The sequence below is a fragment of the Streptomyces toyocaensis genome, assembly GCF_000725125.1.
GTDB classification, from domain to species: domain Bacteria; phylum Actinomycetota; class Actinomycetes; order Streptomycetales; family Streptomycetaceae; genus Streptomyces; species Streptomyces toyocaensis.
Map to the genome: position 1 here is coordinate 1 of NZ_JFCB01000007.1, position 17,410 is coordinate 17,410.

Below are 17,410 nucleotides of genomic sequence, written 5' to 3' on the forward strand. Positions count from 1 at the left end.
GCACGGCCCGGCGGTTCCGGGTGCGGGGCCTGCTCGTCGTCGGCGGGTGCGGGTCGTGGGGGCTGGGCGCGCAGTTCCCCGCGCCCCTGAGGGTGTCCGGGTGAGCGGGACCGCTTGTGCGCGGAGAGTTCAGGGCGCGGCGGGGCCGCGGGGGTGATCGGGCACGGCCCGGCGGTTCGGGGTGCGGGGCCTGCTCGTCGTCGGCGGGTGGGGGAGGCGACAACGGAGTGGCTAGGAGGAGTCGGGGCGGACGTCGCGGGTAGGGTCCGTTTTCATGAAGCTGGCGTTCTCCACCCTCGGCGTTCCCGGTCTGCCCCTCTCCGAGGTGACGGCCCTCGCGACCACGCACGGCTACCACGGCGTCGAGTTGCGCGCCCACCCCGAGGAACCCGTCCACCCGGGGCTCACCCCCGGGCAGCGTGCCGATGTCGCAGCCGGGTTCAGGACGGCCGGCGTCGAGATCCTGGGCCTCGCCGGGTACACCCGGGTCGCCGCGCCCGGTGAGGACGAACCCGTCCTCACCGAGCTGCGCGACCTCCTCGACCTCGCCCGGGACGTCGGCGCGCCCTTCGTCCGGGTCCTCCCGGGCGGCGACGCCGGGCAGAGCCCGGAGGAGGCGGACGCGACGGCCGCACGGCGGCTGGGCACGGCCGCCGAGCACGCCGCCGACGTCGACGTACGCATCCTGCTGGAGACCCACGACTCGCACCGCACCGGTGCCGACGCGATGCGGGTCCTCGGGCTGGTGGGCCACCGCCAGGTGGGCGCCCTGTGGGACGTGATGCACACCTGGCTCGGCGGTGAGCAGCCCCTGGAGAGCTTCGCGGCGCTCTCCCCCCACCTCGGCTACGTCCAGGTCAAGGACGTCGCCTCCGCCGACGACAGGACCCCGCTCGCGCTCGGCGCCGGTGTCCTGCCGCTGACCGACGTCGTGGAGGTCCTGTCCCGGCACAGCTGGGACGGCTGGCTCTGCTGGGAGTACGAGAAGCGCTGGTACGACGGTGCCGCGCCGCTGCCGGGGCTGCTCACGCCGGGTCGCGAACACCTGGCACGGCTGCTGAACGAGTCAGCCTGACCCTCAGGGGACGCGGAGGAGAACCCCGGGAGCGGTCCGCGCGTGTGCGGGCGCGGCCACGCCGTGGCTGGTCGCGCGGTTCCCCGCGCCGCTGAGGTGTTTCGCTTCCCGGGGTGATCCATCCTCCTCACCGGGCGGCCGGGGAGGGCTCCGCGGGCGTCTCCGCCCGGTGGGCCGGAACCGCCGCCGGACGGCGGAACGTCACCGACGCCAGTGCCACCCCGCCCACCAGCAGGGCCGCCGCGCACCACCGCAGCGGAGTCACCGACTCGCCCAGGAACAGGGCGGCCGACGACATGCCGAAGACCGGGACGAGCAGGGAGAACGGAGCGACCGTGGAGGCGGGGTGACGGCGCAGCAGCCAGCCCCAGGCGCCGAAGCCGAACACCGTGGCGCCCCAGGCGACGAAGAGCACCGTGCCCACGCCCGGCCAGTCCAGGCCGCGCAGCGCGTCGAGGCCGGCCGAGGGGCCCTCCAGCAGCAGGGAGAGGGCGAGCAGCGGGAGCACCGGCACGGTGCTCACCCAGATCATGAAGTTCAGGGCGTCCGGGGGTGCCGCCTTGCGGGTGAGGATGTTGGAGACGCCCCAGCAGGCCGCCGCCGCGACGACCAGGGCGAAGCCGGCCAGCGGGCCCGAGGTGCCCTCGTCGACCGCCGCGACGCCGATGCCGGCCAGTGCCACCGCCATGCCCAGCAGGCGGACGCGGGTGGGGCGTTCACCGAGGAGCGCGAAGGCGAACAGGGCCGTGAACACCGCCTGGATCTGCAGCACCAGCGACGACAGCCCGCCCGGCATCCCGGCGTCCATGCCGACGAACAGCAGCCCGAACTTGGCCACTCCCAGCGCCAGCCCCACGCCCACGATCCACTTCCACGCGACCTTGGGCCGCCCCACGAGGAACACCGCGGGCAGCGCCGCCACGAGGAAGCGCAGGGCGGAGAAGAGCAGCGGCGGGAAGTGGTCGAGTCCGACCTCGATGACGGTGAAGTTCACTCCCCACACGGCGGTGACGAGGACGGCGAGGAGCACGTGGGAAGGTCGCATACGTCGAGGATCACCGCCCGTCACACTTCAGCACCAGCGACGATTCCTGCATGGTTGGATGAAGCATCGCTAACCGGTGAAGCATCGCTAACCGGTGAAGCACCACCGACCGATGAAGCACCACCGACCGACGGGGAGCCGCCGTCATGCTCGACCTGCAGCGTCTGCGCGCCCTGCACGCCGTCTCGGTGCACGGCACCGTCGGTGCCGCCGCCGTGGCGCTCGGGTACACCTCGTCCGCCGTGTCCCAGCAGATCGCCAAGCTGGAGCGGGAGACCCGGACCGTGCTGCTGGAGCGGGAGGGCCGGGGCGTCCGGCTGACCGACGAGGCGCACCAGCTGGTGCGTGCCGCCCGGGAGCTGATCGCCATCGTGGAGCGGGCGGAGACGGAGCTGGAGGAGCGGCGCGGGGTGCCGGCCGGGCGGCTGGCCATCGCCGCGTTCGCCTCGGCGGCACGCGGTCTGATGCCGCCCGTGCTGGCCGACCTGGCCCGCCGGCATCCCGCGCTCGACACCCGGCTCACCGAGATCGACCCCCATCTCTCCGTGGACCTGGTCGCCAAGGGCGCCGTCGACCTCGTGGTCGCGCACGACTGGGACATCGCGCCGCTGCCCGCCCCGGCGGGCGTGGAGCAGGCGGTCATCGGGGACGACCTGTGCGACCTGCTGGTGCCCGAGGGGCATCCGTTCGCGGGACGTACGGCGGTGCGGCGGGAGGAGCTCGGCGGTGAGCGGTGGATCTGCCAGCCGCCGGGGCGGGTCTGCCACGAGTGGCTGGTGCGCACCCTGCGCGCGGCCGGGCACGAGCCGGAGATCGTCCACCAGGCCGACGAGAACCCGACCCTGGTCGCCCTGGTCGCGGCCGGGCTCGGCATCGCGCTGATCCCCCGGCTGGGGCGCGGTCCGCTGCCCGCGGGCGTCGTGGAGGTACCGCTCGACCCCATGCCCGTACGGCGGCTGTACGCGCTGTGGCGCACCGGCGCGGCCCGCCGCCCGGCGATCGCGGAGACCGTCCGCACGCTGCGCGGGCACTGGCCCGAGGTGTCGGCGCACACGCCCCGCTGACCGACGTCGGCACCCGGCGGTCCCGGCTCAGGGGAGTCCGGACCGTGCGGGGAACCGGTCGCCGCCCCGGTCCGTCCCAGGGGCAGGCTGCCGGACGAGTCCTCCGTGGTGCGGTGTCGGCGACCGCTGCCGGCAGCGGTCGCCGGCCCACCCTCTCCGCCGTACCGCGGCCGGCAGCATGCCGTCACCGGTGCGCGCCCCCTCCCGTCGCGCCGGTGACGGCCCCACCCCGGCCGCTGCGCATTCCCTTGACTGGCAGAAACTTCCCGGATATTGGTGACCCCCTGGCAGTTTCCTTCAAGGATGTCCTTCAGCGGATCCCCGGCCCCCCGCGGATTCACCTTCCAAAGGAGCGCACGTGCCCGACAGCAGCACCGGAAGCACGGGAAGCACCGCACGTCCGTCCAGACGCGCCGTCATCGCCGCGACGGCGGGCGTCACCACCGCGCTGGCGGCCGGCGCGACCGTCCACGCGGCCGCCGGCCCGGCGACCCCCGACGACAGGAGGCTGCGCGCCCTCATCTCCCGCATGACCCTGGAGGAGAAGGTCGGCCAGCTGTTCGTGATGCGGGTCTACGGCCACTCCGCCACCGACCCGGACCAGGCCGACATCGACGCCAACCTCAAGGAGATCGGCGTCCGCACGGCCGCCGAGCTGCTCGCCAGGTACCGGGTCGGCGGCATCATCTACTTCGCCTGGGCGCACAACACCCGTGCCCCGCACCAGATCGCGGACCTGTCCAACGGCATCCAGAAGGCCTCCCTCGGCCTGCCGCGCGGGCTGCCCGTGCTCATCTCCACCGACCAGGAGCACGGCATCGTGGCCCGCGTGGGCGAGCCCGCGACACTGTTCCCGGGGGCGATGGCCATCGGCGCGGGCGGCTCCCTCTCCGACGCCCGCAGCCTCGGCCGGATCGCGGGCCGCGAACTGCGGGCCCTGGGCATCCGCCAGAACTACTCCCCCGTGGCCGACGTCAACGTCAACCCGGCCAACCCCGTCATCGGCGTCCGCTCCTTCGGCTCCGACCCCGAGGCCGTCGCCTCTCTCGTCGCCGCGGAGGTCAGGGGCTACGAGTCGTCGCACGTCGCGTCGACGGCCAAGCACTTCCCCGGACACGGCGACACGGTCGACGACAGCCACGCCAAGCTGCCGTACATCCACCACACCCGCGAGCAGTGGGAGCGGCTCGACGCGCCGCCGTTCCGTGCGGCGATCGCCGCGGGCATCGACTCGATCATGACCGCGCACATCGTCGTGCCGGCCCTCGACGGCTCCGAGGACCCCGCCACCCTGTCCCGCCCCATCCTCACCGGCATCCTCCGGGAGGAACTCGGCTACGACGGCGTGGTCGTCACCGACTCCCTCGGCATGGAGGGCGTCCGTACCAAGTACGGCGACGACCGGGTGCCGGTGCTGGCCCTCAAGGCGGGCGTGGACCAGCTGCTCAACCCGCCGTCCCTGGACGTCGCGTGGAACGCCGTCCTGCGGGCGGTGCGGGACGGCGAGCTGACCGAGGACCGGCTCGACGAGTCGATCCTGCGGGTGCTGCGCCTGAAGGCGCGACTGGGCCTGTTCACGGACCCGTACGTCTCCCACGCCGGCGTCGACCGGACCGTCGGCACCCGCGCGCACCTGGCCGGCGCCGACCGGATCGCCGAGCGCACCACCACCCTGCTGGTCAACGAGGGCGGACTGCTGCCGCTGTCCCGGCGCAGCCGGCCGAGACTGCTGGTGGTCGGCGCCGACCCGGCCTCCCCGTCCGGCACGACGGGACCGCCGACCGGGGTCCTCGCCGCCGCCCTGACCGAGCTGGGCTTCACGGCCACCGCCCTGTCCACCGGCACGGCACCGTCCCCGGCGACCGTCGCCAAGGCGGTGGCGGCGGCCCAGGAGGCGGACGCGGTGGTCGTCGGGACGTACAACGTCAGCGCCTCCAGCAGCCAGAAGACGCTCGTGGAGCAGTTGCTGGCCACCGGGAAGCCGGTGGTGGCGGTCGCCGTCCGCAACCCCTACGACGTGGCCCACCTCCCCGGCGTGCGGGCGTATCTGGCGTCGTACTCCTGGACCGACGTCGAACTGCGGGCGGCGGCCCGGGTGATCGCGGGCAGGGTGAACCCGCGCGGGACGCTGCCGGTCCCGGTGCAGCGGGCCGACGACCCGACGACGGTGCTGTACCCCGTCGGGCACGGGCTGAGGTACTAGCCGCCGGTCGGACCCCCTCCCCCGCCGGACGTAGCGCCCGTACGTCACACGCCCGGCGCACCCTCCCCAATGGGGTGAAAGCCCCCCGGATGTCTGGCGTGCCCCCTGCGGGCCGGGTCACGCTGGACGGGGGTGTCCGGGGGATGACGATGCACGTGGGAAACAGGTGGCGGTCGCCGGCCGCGTACGCGGCGGTGTGCGCCGTGCTGCTCACCGGCTGCCAGGGTGCGCCGGGCGGCGGCGCCGGAGGGGACCGGCCGGGCGGACGGGCGGCCACGGTGCCGCCGGGTGCGGCCCGGCCGTCCGGGTACGGGGCGGTGTTCCTCGCGGTCGACGAGTGCAGCTCCTTCGGCCGTACCAGCTTCACCGAGGTGTCCTGCGCCGGTGAGCGGGCCGCGGCCCGGGTGGTCGCCCGCCACGACGGGACGGCGCGCGACGGGCCGCGCTGCCCGGCGACCACGGACTTCGTGCTGCACATCAGCGAGCGGCGCCCCGCTTTCGACGAGGACGGCGACGGGGTGGTGCCGCGGGGCTACGCCTGCATGCGCCACCTCCAGCCGCCGCACCCGGGGGACCCGGGCGGCGGGGGCGGGCCGCGCACCATCGTCGGCGACTGCGTGCACTCCCTCGGCGACGGCAAGGTCCGCGAGACGGCCTGCGACGGCAGCGGCGAACACGAGCCCGAGTTCAAGGTGACGAAGGCCGTGGACACCCGGTCCGACTGCCCGGCGTCCACGGCCCTCTACGTCCGGCTCGGCGGGACCGCACCGGTGGGCTGCGCCCGCCCGGTGTAGTCCCGCCCGCGCCTTACGGCCGCAGCGTGTGCTGCCTCTCGACGTCCCGCTTGTCGAGCTTCGCGTCGAACTTCGCCAGCGGCTTCGCCGCCGCCGGGTTCTCCTGGACCGCGCTCGGGGCGACGTCCGCCCAGTCGAGGATGCGGGCCGTGGCGAACGCCTTCTGCTCCGCGACCAGTCCGGCCACGTTCGCGCCGTGGTTCATGCCGGGCGCGGTGAAGACGTAGGAGTCACGCGCGCCGCGTCCCAGACGGAACGGCTCGGCACCCCACGGGTCGTTCTCGCCGTACACGAACAGCATGTGGCGGGCGTTGTCACGGACCCAGTTGTCGACGCTGCGCATCACCCAGGGCTCGAACTCCATGTCGATCGAACGGGGCACGAAGTTGCGTGGCGGCTGGTAGCCGTAGCGGATGTACTTCTTCTCGATGTGCGGGAACTGGATGGTGGGCGCGCCCAGCTGCGTGCCGGCCTGGTAGTAGTACGGCGTGTAGGGGCTGAGGCCCTGGTCCGTGTAGAACCCGAAGCCGGAGATCGTGTCGATCGAGGTCCAGATCTCGTCGTCGGTGGCGTTCTCGGCGTCCGCCGGGATGTCCGCGCAGTCGGCGAGGGTGCTGTACTGCCAGAAGCCCCACACGTAGTCGAGGACGACGGCCTCGTAGGCCCGGTCCAGGCCGCCGATGGTGGTGAAGGTGTAGCCGTTCTCGGCGGCGAGCGCCTCGTACTTCTCCTTCAGCGGCTCCCGGCGCACCAGCGCCTCGCGCTGGACGGCGTTCAGCCGGTCGCGGCACTCCTTGGTGCCGACGCCGGCGAAGAAGCGGTCGTAGGCCGAGTCCTCCTTGTTCACCACGTCGTTGGGGGCGACGTAGGCGACCACACCGTCCATGTCACGCGGGTAGAAGCGCTCGTAGTAGGTGGCGGTCATGCCGCCCTTGGAACCGCCCGTGGAGATCCAGTTCTCGGAGTAGATCCCCTTCAGCGCCTTGAAGATGCGGTGCTGGTCGCTGGCGGCCTGCCAGATGTCCAGCTTCGACCAGTCGGCGGGCTCGGGCCGCGACGGGGTGAAGAAGCGGTACTCCATGGAGACCTGGTTGCCGTCCACGATCCGGGTCGGCTCGGCGCGGCGGGGCGTCGTGGAGACGCTGTAGCCGCCGGTGTAGAAGACGGTCGGCCGCGCGGTGTCCTTGTGCAGCACGGTGATCCGCTGCTGGAACGTGCCCTGGGAGGGCCTGCGGTGGTCGACCGGCTGGGTGTAGTTGAGGACGAAGAACCGGTACCCGGTGTACGGCTTCTCCTCGATCAGGCTCATGCCCGGAACGGAGAGCAGCCTCTCCTTGATGTCAGTGGTGCCGGTGGCCTCCGGCTCGGCGGCGGTGGCCGCCCCGGCCGTACTCAGTGTGCCTATGAGCACCGTGAGCGCCAGCAGCCATCTGAGCGCCTTGCGCATGCGCACTCCCCTGTGAGACAGATGTGCGCCGGAAGCTACTCGACCAACTCCCCCCAGCACCAGGGGACCTAGGGAAAACCCTCGGTCACCGCAGGCTCAGCACAGGATCCATCCGGAGCTGACGGACCCTGAGGCGACCCTGCCCTTCACCCACACGCAGCGGCGGCCGGCGTGCACGGTCACCGGCCCCGCGTGGTGCTGGTAACGCCCCTCGTCGACCACCGGCCGGCCGCCGCGTGCCCGCACGCTCACCGACATCTTCCGCTTGGCACCCGGCTTCTTGGCGAGGGTGACGGCACAGACGTAGCCGCCGCGCTTGTAGACGACCACGGAGCCCGTGGTGAACGGCAGGGTGCGCACCTTGCGCCCCGGGCAGTGCGCGGCCGCCTGCGCCTCGGCCGGCGCGGCGACGGCGAGCAGTCCCGAGGCGGTCAGCACCGCAAGGCCCAGCGCGAGTCGCCGGCGTATCGCTCCACTGCCCACAGTCGTCCTCCCGTACCGCACCTGCCGCGTCAGGCGGCGTACGCGTGTACGGACGCATGACGTAGGCCGGATGGTTGCGCGGGGCCCCTGACGGCCCCCCGGCCGGGGCAGCCCGCTCACGCCGGTGCCGGCACGTCCTCGCCGACGAACGTCCGCCACAGAGCGGCGTACCGGCCGCCGCGCCGCAGCAGTTCCTCGTGCGTGCCGTCCTCCGCGACCCTGCCGTCGTCCATGACGATCACCCGGTCCGCGCGGGCGGCGGTGGTCAGGCGGTGGGCCACCACCAGGGTGGTACGGCGCCCCGCCAGACGGTCCGTCGCCTGGTTGACCTGCGCCTCGGTGGCCAGGTCCAGCGCGGCCGTGGCCTCGTCGAGCAACAGCACGTCGGGGTCGACGAGTTCGGCGCGGGCCAGCGCGATCAGCTGGCGCTGGCCGGCGGAGAGGTTGCGGCCGCGCTCGGCGACCTCGTGGAGGTAGCCGCCGTCCAGCGTGGCGATCATCTCGTGCGCGCCGACCGCGCGGGCCGCCGCCTCCACCTCGGCGTCGGTGGCGTCGGGGCGGCCGTAGGCGATGGCGTCGCGGACCGTGCCCGGGAACAGGTATGCCTCCTGCGGTACGACACCGAGCCGGTGCCGGTAGGCGGTGAGGTCCAGGTCCCGCAGGTCCGTGCCGTCGACGGTGACCCGCCCGCCCGTCGGGTCGTAGAACCGGGCGACCAGCTTGACGAGGGTGGACTTCCCCGCGCCTGTCTCGCCGACGAAGGCGACGGTCTGACCGGCGGGGACGGTGAGGTCGATGCCCTCCAGGGCCTCCTCGCCGTCGCCGTACGCGAAGTGGACGTCCTCGAAGGCGATCTCGCCGCGCAGGGAGGTGACGGGGAGGGGCTTCGCCGGGACCCGGGTGGATGCCGGCTCCCGCAGCAGCTCCTGGATGCGGCCGAGCGAGACGGACGCCTGCTGGTAGCCGTCGAAGACCTGGGAAAGCTGCTGCACGGGTGCGAAGAACAGGTCGATGTAGAGGAGGTACGCCACCAGCGAGCCGATCGCCAGGGTCCCGTCGTCGACCCGGCCGCCGCCCACGACCAGCACCGCCACGGCCGCGATCGAGGACAGGAACTGCACGAACGGGAAGTACACCGAGATCAGCCACTGGCCCCGGATGCGTGCGCTGCGGTAGCTCGCGCTGCGCTCGGCGAACCGGCGCCTGCCGTCCCCCTCACGGCGGAACGCCTGCACGATCCGCAGCCCGGACATCGACTCCTGCAGGTCGGCGTTGACGCCCGAGACCCGCTCCCGCGCCAGTTCGTACGCCTTCACGCTGGCCCGGCGGAAGAAGTACGTGGCGAGGATCAGCGGGGGCAGGGTGGCGAAGACGACGAGGGCGAGCCCGGGGTCGATCACCAGCAGGGCGACCATGATGCCGAAGAAGGTGACCACCGAGACGAACGCCGTGACCAGGCCCGTCTGCAGGAACGTCGACAACGCGTCGACGTCGGTCGTCATCCTGGTCGTGATCCGGCCGGTCAGCTCGCGCTCGTAGTAGTCGAGGCCCAGCCGCTGGAGCTGGGCGAAGATCTTCAGCCGCAGCGCGTAGAGGACCCGTTCGCCGGTGCGTCCGGTCATCCGGAACGCGCCGGTCTGCGCCGCCCACTGGACGATCACGGTGAGCAGGCCCAGCAGGGCGGCCGCCCAGACCGCGCCGAGCGCGGCCTGGGTGACGCCCCGGTCGATGCCGTGCCGGATCAGCACCGGCAGCAGCAGGCCCATGCCGGCGTCCACCGCGACCAGGCCGAGGCTGATGAGGAGGGGCGCCCCGAAGCCGCGCAGGAGACGCCGCAGGCCGTAGGAGTCCTCCGGGCGGACGGCCCGGGCCTCGTCGACGTCGGGGACGTCGTCCGCCGGGGGCAGCGCCTCGACCTGGGCGAGGAGTTCCGGGGTGGCCGGGGTGCCGGCCAGGGCGGCGTCCCTGGGTTCGCGGTCGCCGGTCCACAGCCGGGGGGTGACCCCGCGCTCGGCGTCGAACTCGGCGTCCAGTTCCTCCCGGACGGAGGTGTCCGCCTCCTGCGGCGCGGCGGGCGGGGTGTGGCCCGGGGAGACGGCGCCCAGCTCGTCGGGGTCGGTGAGCAGCCGCCGGTAGAGGGCGGAGCGCCGCTGGAGCTCGTCGTGGGTGCCGATGTCGGCGAGCCGGCCGCCGTCGAGGACGGCGATGCGGTCGGCGAGGTTGAGGGTGGAGCGGCGGTGGGCGATCAGCAGCGTCGTGCGGCCCCGCATGACGCTCCTGAGCGCCTCGTGGATCTCGTGCTCGACGCGGGCGTCCACGGCGGAGGTGGCGTCGTCCAGGACCAGCAGGCGTGGGTCGGTGAGGATCGCGCGGGCCAGGGCGACGCGCTGGCGCTGGCCGCCGGAGAGGGTCAGGCCGTGCTCGCCGACGGTGGTGTCGTAGCCGTCGGGCAGCTCGCTGATGAACCGGTCCGCCTGGGCGGCGCGGGCGGCGGCGGCGATCTGCTCGTCGGTGGCGTCCGGGCGGCCGTACGCGATGTTGGCGCGCACGGTGTCGGAGAAGAGGAAGGAGTCCTCCGGGACCAGCCCGATCGCGGCGCGCAGGGACTCGGTGGTCAGCTCCCGCACGTCGTGGCCGCCGACGAGGACGGCACCGTGGGTGACGTCGTAGAAGCGCGGCAGGAGCAGGGACACGGTGGACTTGCCGGAGCCGGAGGTGCCGACGACGGCGAGGGTCTCCCCGGGGCGGATCTCGAAGGAGAGCCCGTCGAGGACCGGCCGGTCGGGGTCGTAGCCGAAGGAGACGTCGTCGAACTCGACGGTCGCCGGGGCGTCGGCGGGCAGGTCCCTGGTGCCGTCGGTCAGGGACGGCTCGGTGTCGATCAGCTCCAGGACGCGCTCGGTGCCGGCGCGGGCCTGCTGGCCGACCGTGAGGACCACGGCGAGCATCCGGACCGGGCCGACGAGCTGGGCGAGGTAGGTGGAGAAGGCGACGAAGGTGCCCAGCGTGATGTGCCCGCCCACCGCGAGCCAGCCGCCGAGCGCCAGCATCGCCACCTGGCCGAGGGCGGGGACGGCCTGGAGCGCCGGGGTGTACCGGGAGTTCAGCCGGACGGTGCGCAGCCGTCCGGCGTACAGCCGCCGTCCGACCTCCCGTAGCTTGCCGGTCTCCTGCTCCTCCTGCCCGAAGCCCTTCACCACGCGGACCCCGCTGACCGCTCCGTCGACCACTCCGGCGACCGCACCCGCCTGCGCCTGCGCGTACCAGGTGGAGGGGTGCAGCCGGGTGCGGCTGCGCGTGGCGATCCACCACAGGGCGGGGGCGACGGCGAGGGCGACGGCGGTGAGCGGCAGGGACAGCCACGCCATGATCACCAGGGAGATCAGGAAGAGCAGGAGGTTGCCGATGGTCATCGGCAGCATGAAGAGCAGGCCCTGGATGAGCTGGAGGTCGCTGGTGGCGCGCCCGACGACCTGCCCGGTGGACAGCTCGTCCTGACGTCTGCCGTCGAGCCGGGTGATCGTCCCGTACATCTCGGTCCGCAGGTCGTGCTGGACGTCGAGGGCGAGCCGGCCGCCGTAGTAGCGGCGTACGTAGGTGAGGACGTAGACGAGGAGCGCGGCGCCGATCAGGGCGCCCGCCCAGGTGGCCATGTCCCTGGTCCTGTCGCCGATGACGTCGTCGATGATCACCTTGGTGATCAGGGGGACCAGCGCCATGACGGCCATGCCGCCCAGGGACGAGCCCAGCGCGAGGACGACGTCCTTGGGATGACGCCACGCGTATGCGGCCAGTCGCCGTGCCCATCCCCGTTGCGGTGTCACGCGGGTGCCCTCCGATCGTCCTGCTCTGCCGGAATGCACCAACGCGGCCGGCGGCGGATTTCATCCCTCCGCGGTGATCGGGAGCGTACGCGCAGAGCGTAGAAGTGGACTCTCGTCACGCAATCGCCACGTTCCCTACACCCACCTGCCTGCATGTGCATGTCACTCTCACGGGTATCACCTTCGTGCAACCCGCGTAGATCGGACACCCCACATGCTCGCCATACGCATACCGCACCGCAAGGCGGTGGCACTCGCCACGGCCGCCGTGCTCGCCGGCCTCGCCGCCCCCGCCGTGACCGCCACCCCGGCCACGGCGACGGAGACGGCCACGACGGCGGCGACGTCCTACGACCCGGCGTACTACGACGACGCGGCCGGCAAGACCGGCACAGCCCTCAAGTCCGCCCTGAACACGATCATCAGCGACCAGACGAAGCTGTCGTACTCGGCGGTCTGGGAGGCGCTGAAGGTCACCGACCAGGACCCGAACAACAGCAACAACGTGATCCTGCTGTACTCGGGCATCTCCCGCAGCAAGTCGCTCAACGGCGGTGACGTGGGCGACTGGAACCGCGAGCACGTCTGGGCCAAGTCGCACGGCGACTTCGGCACCTCCATCGGCCCCGGCACCGACCTGCACCACCTGCGCCCCGAAGACGTGCAGGTCAACTCCATCCGCAGCAACAAGGACTTCGACAACGGCGGCAGCTCGTTCACCAACAGCGGCGGCAGCCTCACCGACTCGAACTCCTTCGAGCCCCGCGACGCCGTCAAGGGCGACGTGGCCCGCATGATCCTCTACATGGCGGTCCGCTACGAGGGCACCGACGGCTGGCCCGACCTGGAGCCCAACGACTCCGTCACCAACGGCACCAACCCGTACCACGGCCGCCTCTCCGTCCTGAAGCAGTGGCACCAGGAGGACCCGCCGAGCGCGTTCGAGCAGAACCGCAACGAGGTCATCTACGCGTCGTACCAGCACAACCGCAACCCGTTCATCGACCACCCGGAGTGGGTCGAGGCGATCTGGTAAGACCGGGCGCCGGCCGGCGCACCGGCGACCCGCCGCGCCGCCGTGGCCGACGAGGGCGGCCGTCTCGCAGGGCGGCCCTCAGTCCAGGTGCGTCGGGGCGAACATGCGCAGGACCGCGGGGAGGACGACGACCGACGGGCCGGGGGTGGACAGGGCCTCCGCGAGGTCCCGCTCCAGGGTCTCCGGGGTCGTGCGCCGGCCCGGGACGCCGAAGGACTCGGCCAGGGCCACGTAGTCCGGGCGGGTCAGCTCGGTCGCCGTGGGCTCGCCGAAGGCGTCCGTCATGTACTCGCGCAGGATGCCGTAGCCGCCGTCGTCGACGATCAGCCAGGTGACGTCCAGGTCGTACTGGCGGGCCGTGGCCAGCTCGGCGATCGAGTACAGCGCGCCGCCGTCGCCGGAGACCGCCAGCACCGGGCGGGTGGGGTCGGCGGCCGCCGCGCCGAGGGCGGCGGGGAAGCCGTAGCCGAGGCCGCCGGCGCCCTGCGCCGAGTGCAGGTGGTTGGGACCCATCGCGTCGAACGCGGACCACGCCCAGTAGGCGAGGATCGTCATGTCCCAGAAGGACGGCGAGCCGGTCGGCAGGGCGCGCCGCACGGCGGTCAGCACCTGCTGCTCCAGCGCCAGGTCCTGCCCGTCGATACGGGCCCGGACCCGGTCCAGCAGCTCCCGCACCCGCGCGGGGGCGGTGTCGTCCTCGCGGGGCCCGACCGTCTCCAGGAGCGCCTGGAGGGCCAGGCGGGCGTCCGCGTGGATGCCGATGCCGGGGTGGTTGGACTCCAGCTTGCCGAGGTCGGCCTCGATCTGGACGACCCGGCCGCGCGGCTTGAACGTGTGGTAGTTCGAGGAGAGTTCGCCGAGTCCGGAGCCGACGACGAGCAGGACGTCCGCGTCCTCGAGGAAGTCGGTGGTGTGGCGGTCCTCGATCCAGGACTGGAGGGACAGCGGGTGGGTCCACGGGAAGGCGCCCTTGCCGCCGGGAGTGGTCACCACGGGCGCCTGGATCCGCTCGGCGAGCTGCCGCAGCTTGCCGGAGGCGTCGGAGCGGACGACACCGCCGCCCGCGATGATCGCGGGGCGTTCGGCGCGGGACAGCAGATGTGCGGCCAGCGCGGTCAGTTCGGGGCGCGGGGGCAGCTCGTCCGGGGTGGCGTCCATCGCCGTCACCACCGGCAGCATCGTCTCGGCGAGCAGCACGTCCTGCGGGATCTCCACCCACACCGGCCCGTGCGGGACGGTGAGCGCCGACTTCCAGGCCGCCGCGACCGCCGACGGGATCTGGGAGGCCGTACGGACCGTGTGCACGGACTTGACGACGCCCCGGAACGAGGCCGACTGGTCGGGCAGTTCGTGCAGATAGCCGTGGCGTCCGCCGCCGAGACCGGCGGTCGGCACCTGGCTGCTGATCGCCAGTACGGGGGCGGACGCGGCCGCCGCCTCCTGCAGCGCGGCCAGCGAGGTGAGGGCGCCCGGGCCGGTGGACAGCAACAGGGGCGCCGCCTCTCCGGTGATCCGGCCGTACGCGTCGGCCGCGAAGCCCGCGTTGTTCTCCACGCGCAGTCCGATGTAGCGCAGGTCGGAGCGGCGCAGGGCGTCGAACATGCCGAGGGCGTGCTGGCCGGGCAGGCCGAAGACGGTGGTCGCGCCGAGCCCGGCCAGGGTCTCCACGACCAGGTCTCCGCCGGTACGGCCGGGGGGCGGGTTGAGCGCGGCCTCCGTCTGGGCCGGGGTCGGGCGGAGTTCCAGGTCGTGGTCGTGCGTCACTTGGCGCGGGCCTCCGCGATCTGGCGGGACATGATGGTGGTCAGTTCGTACGCCGTGTGGGAGGCGGCGACCGAGGTGATCTCGGCGTGGTCGTACGCGGGCGCCACCTCGACGACGTCGGCCGAGACCAGGTTGCAGGAGGCGAGGCCGCGCAGGATCTCCAGCAGCTCCCGGGAGGTCATGCCGCCCGCCTCGGGCGTGCCGGTGCCGGGCGCGTGGGCCGGGTCGAGGCAGTCGATGTCGATGGAGATGTACAGCGGCCGGTCGCCGATGCGCTGCCGGAGCTGGTCGGCGACCTCGTCGGCGCCGCGGCGGTAGACGTCCGCGGAGGTGACGATGCCGAAGCCCATCTTCTCGTCGTCGGTGAGGTCCTGCTTGCCGTAGAGCGGGCCGCGGGTGCCGACGTGGGAGAGCGCCTCGGTGTCGAGGATGCCCTCCTCGACGGCCCGGCGGAACGGCGTGCCGTGGGTGTACTCGGCGCCGAAGTACGTGTCCCAGGTGTCGAGGTGCGCGTCGAAGTGGAGCAGCGCGACCGGGCCGTGCTTCTTGGCGACGCTCCGGAGCAGCGGCAGGGCGATGGTGTGGTCGCCGCCGAGGGTCATGAGGCGGGCGCCGGTGCCGAGAAGGTCGTCGGCGGCGGCCTCTATCGTCTCGACGGCCTCGTTGATGTTGAACGGGTTGACGGCGATGTCGCCGCCGTCCGCGACCTGCGCGAGGGCGAACGGCGAGGCGTCCTGCGCGGGGTTGTAGGGGCGCAGCAGCCGGGACGCCTCGCGGATGGCGTTGCCGCCGAAGCGGGCGCCCGGCCGGTACGAGACGCCGGAGTCGAACGGCACGCCCACGACGGCGACGTCGGCGCGGCCGACCTCGTCGAGGCGGGGAAGCCGGGCGAAGGTCGCGGGGCCCGCGTAGCGCGGTACGCGGGACGAGTCGACGGGGCCGCGGGGCGTCTCGTTGCTGCTCATGGAGGACTGCTCTCTTTCCTACGCTTCGTCGCGTATGTGCTGACTGCCCACGATGCTACTGGGCGGCCGGGACCTGTTCGGACACGGTTTCGGACGCGTTCTCCGGCGCGGGGGCGCGTCCGGCGAGGCGTTCGCGCCAGGCGGTGAGGACGGCCGCGTCGGTCGGACGGGTGGCGAGGGAGACGACCAGGTAGGCCGCGAGGGAGGCGAGGAGGCCGTAGTAGACGGGCTCGTTGGCGAGGATGCCGTACGTGGCCATCAGACCGATCACGGCGAGGCCGCCGACGGCGACGGAGGCGAGGGCGCCCTGCGCGGTGCCGCGCTTCCACAGCAGCCCGCCCAGGATGGGCACGAGCAGCCCGCCGACCAGCAGGTTGTACGCGACGGTCAGCGCCTGGACGACGTCGTTGAGGGCGATGGCGGTGGCGATCACGGCGAGGCCCATGAGCAGGATGAAGGCGCGGTTGCCCTTGACCTCGTCCTGCTGCTCGCCCTCCGGGCGGACGATGCCGCGCAGCCGTGCCCAGATGTCGTTGTTGGCGACGGTGGCGCAGGCGATCAGCGCGCCCGACGACGTCGACATCACGGCGGCGAGGGCTGCGGCCAGCACGAGGCCGCGCACGCCCATCGGCAGCTCGTCCTTGACGATGGTGGCGAACGCGTCGTCGGGGCTGGCGAGCTTGGGGTAGAGCACCTTGGCGGCCGTGCCGATGACGGCGCCGGCGACGGCGTAGGCGAGGCAGTAGGTGCCGGCGACGGTGCCGCCCCAGCGGGCCGTGCGGTCGCTGCGGGCGGTGAACACCCGCTGCCAGATGTCCTGCCCGATGAGCATGCCGAAGGTGTAGATCAGCACGTACGTGAAGATGGTCTCGCCGCCGATGCCCAGCGGGTCGAAGTACTCGGTGGGCAGCTGCGCCTTCATCTCGGCGAACCCGCCCGCCTTGACCACGGCGATGGGCAGCAGCAGGAGCAGCACGCCGATCGTCTTCACGACGAACTGCACCATGTCGGTGAGCGTGATCGACCACATGCCGCCGAGCGTGGAGTACGCGACGACGATCGAGCCGCCGAGGACGATCGCGAGGGTGCGGTTGATGTCGAAGAGGACGTCGAAGATCGTGGCGTAGGCGATCGTCGAGGTCACCGCGAGCATGAGGGTGTACGCCCACATGACGAGGCCGGAGATGACGCCGGCCCGGCCGCCGTAGCGCAGGTCGAGCATCTCGGAGACGGTGTAGACCCTCAGCCGGGCGATGCGGGCGGAGAAGAAGACGCTCAGGGCGAGCAGTCCGAGGCCGATGGTGAACACCATCCAGGCGCCGGACAGTCCGTACTGGTAGCCGAGGCCCACGCCGCCGATGGTGGACGCGCCGCCGAGGACGATGGCGGCCATGGTGCCGGAGTACATGGCGGGGCCCAGGCGGCGGCCCGCCACCAGGAACTCGCTCTTGGACTTGGCGCGGCGCATGCCCCACCAGCCCATGGCCAGCATGCCGGCCAGATAGACGACGATGACCAGGTAGTCCACGGCCATGCGGGGGCCTCCTTCGCGCACTGTCGGTGGCGTGTCGTGCAGACGGATCGCGCTCACCGGCGCCGCGCGGGGACATCCGCCCGTACCCGCGGGTTGCCGGTGACCCGACCTTAGGTGGCCGAAAAGCGACTGCGAAGTATACGTTTCATCCAGATCGGCCGCTTGGGATGGAGGAA

The 17,410-nt window shown here is 72.7% G+C and carries 12 protein-coding genes; 5 read left to right on the forward strand and 7 right to left on the reverse strand.

All coding sequences use genetic code 11. The features are described 5' to 3' along the window. The first annotated feature begins 274 nt into the window (after nt 1–274). Nucleotides 275–1,075, forward strand: a complete 801-nt coding sequence (locus tag BU52_RS10175; RefSeq protein ID WP_037931630.1) for a sugar phosphate isomerase/epimerase family protein — start codon at nt 275–277, stop codon at nt 1,073–1,075. A 127-nt stretch (nt 1,076–1,202) separates the two neighbouring features. On the opposite strand, the gene BU52_RS10180 is transcribed toward BU52_RS10175, so the two are convergent. After that, the gene (locus tag BU52_RS10180) at nt 1,203–2,120 is read right to left on the reverse strand and encodes an EamA family transporter (RefSeq protein WP_037931633.1); all 918 of its coding nucleotides are present in this window, start codon (nt 2,118–2,120) and stop codon (nt 1,203–1,205) included. Nucleotides 2,121–2,266: 146 nt separating this feature from the next. Here BU52_RS10180 and BU52_RS10185 point away from each other — a divergent pair, with 146 nt between their 5' ends. The 3 genes from BU52_RS10185 (at nt 2,267) to BU52_RS10195 (ending at nt 6,181) form a co-directional block, all read left to right on the forward strand. Continuing rightward, a complete protein-coding gene (locus BU52_RS10185) occupies nt 2,267–3,184 on the forward strand; it encodes a LysR family transcriptional regulator (RefSeq protein ID WP_037931636.1) in 918 nt (305 codons plus the stop codon). 358 nt (nt 3,185–3,542) lie between these two features. Then, entirely contained in the window at nt 3,543–5,387 is a 1,845-nt protein-coding gene (locus BU52_RS10190; RefSeq protein ID WP_037931639.1) for a glycoside hydrolase family 3 protein, read from the forward strand. 143 nt (nt 5,388–5,530) lie between these two features. Next, complete coding sequence (locus BU52_RS10195; protein WP_235216304.1) at nt 5,531–6,181, forward strand: hypothetical protein; 651 nt, start codon at nt 5,531–5,533, stop codon at nt 6,179–6,181. A gap of 13 nt (nt 6,182–6,194) precedes the next feature. On the opposite strand, the gene BU52_RS10200 is transcribed toward BU52_RS10195, so the two are convergent. From BU52_RS10200 to BU52_RS10210, 3 genes are all read right to left on the reverse strand, one after another. Further along, nucleotides 6,195–7,628: a S28 family serine protease gene (locus tag BU52_RS10200; protein WP_037931642.1), complete on the reverse strand. Its 1,434-nt coding sequence runs from the start codon at nt 7,626–7,628 to the stop codon at nt 6,195–6,197. Nucleotides 7,629–7,724: 96 nt separating this feature from the next. Then, nucleotides 7,725–8,111: a hypothetical protein gene (locus BU52_RS10205; protein WP_037931644.1), complete on the reverse strand. Its 387-nt coding sequence runs from the start codon at nt 8,109–8,111 to the stop codon at nt 7,725–7,727. 116 nt (nt 8,112–8,227) lie between these two features. After that, the gene (locus tag BU52_RS10210) at nt 8,228–11,935 is read right to left on the reverse strand and encodes an ABC transporter ATP-binding protein (RefSeq protein ID WP_037931647.1); all 3,708 of its coding nucleotides are present in this window, start codon (nt 11,933–11,935) and stop codon (nt 8,228–8,230) included. A 214-nt stretch (nt 11,936–12,149) separates the two neighbouring features. Here BU52_RS10210 and BU52_RS10215 point away from each other — a divergent pair, with 214 nt between their 5' ends. Beyond that, on the forward strand, nt 12,150–12,971 hold the full coding sequence (locus tag BU52_RS10215) for an endonuclease I family protein (RefSeq protein ID WP_037931650.1): 822 nt from the start codon (nt 12,150–12,152) through the stop codon (nt 12,969–12,971). Between the two features lie 78 nt (nt 12,972–13,049). Here BU52_RS10215 and BU52_RS10220 read toward each other — a convergent pair whose 3' ends face one another. From BU52_RS10220 to BU52_RS10230, 3 genes are read right to left on the reverse strand one after another with little or no spacing between them, the layout of a single operon-like run. Further along, nucleotides 13,050–14,735, reverse strand: coding sequence for a thiamine pyrophosphate-binding protein (locus BU52_RS10220; RefSeq protein WP_037931653.1), 1,686 nt, complete (start codon nt 14,733–14,735; stop codon nt 13,050–13,052). Next, complete coding sequence (gene speB, locus BU52_RS10225; protein WP_033274697.1) at nt 14,732–15,700, reverse strand: agmatinase; 969 nt, start codon at nt 15,698–15,700, stop codon at nt 14,732–14,734. Before speB ends, BU52_RS10220 begins: the two co-directional genes overlap by 4 nt. 55 nt (nt 15,701–15,755) lie before the next feature. After that, entirely contained in the window at nt 15,756–17,234 is a 1,479-nt protein-coding gene (locus BU52_RS10230; RefSeq protein WP_037931656.1) for a sodium:solute symporter, read from the reverse strand. Nucleotides 17,235–17,410 lie beyond the last annotated feature (176 nt).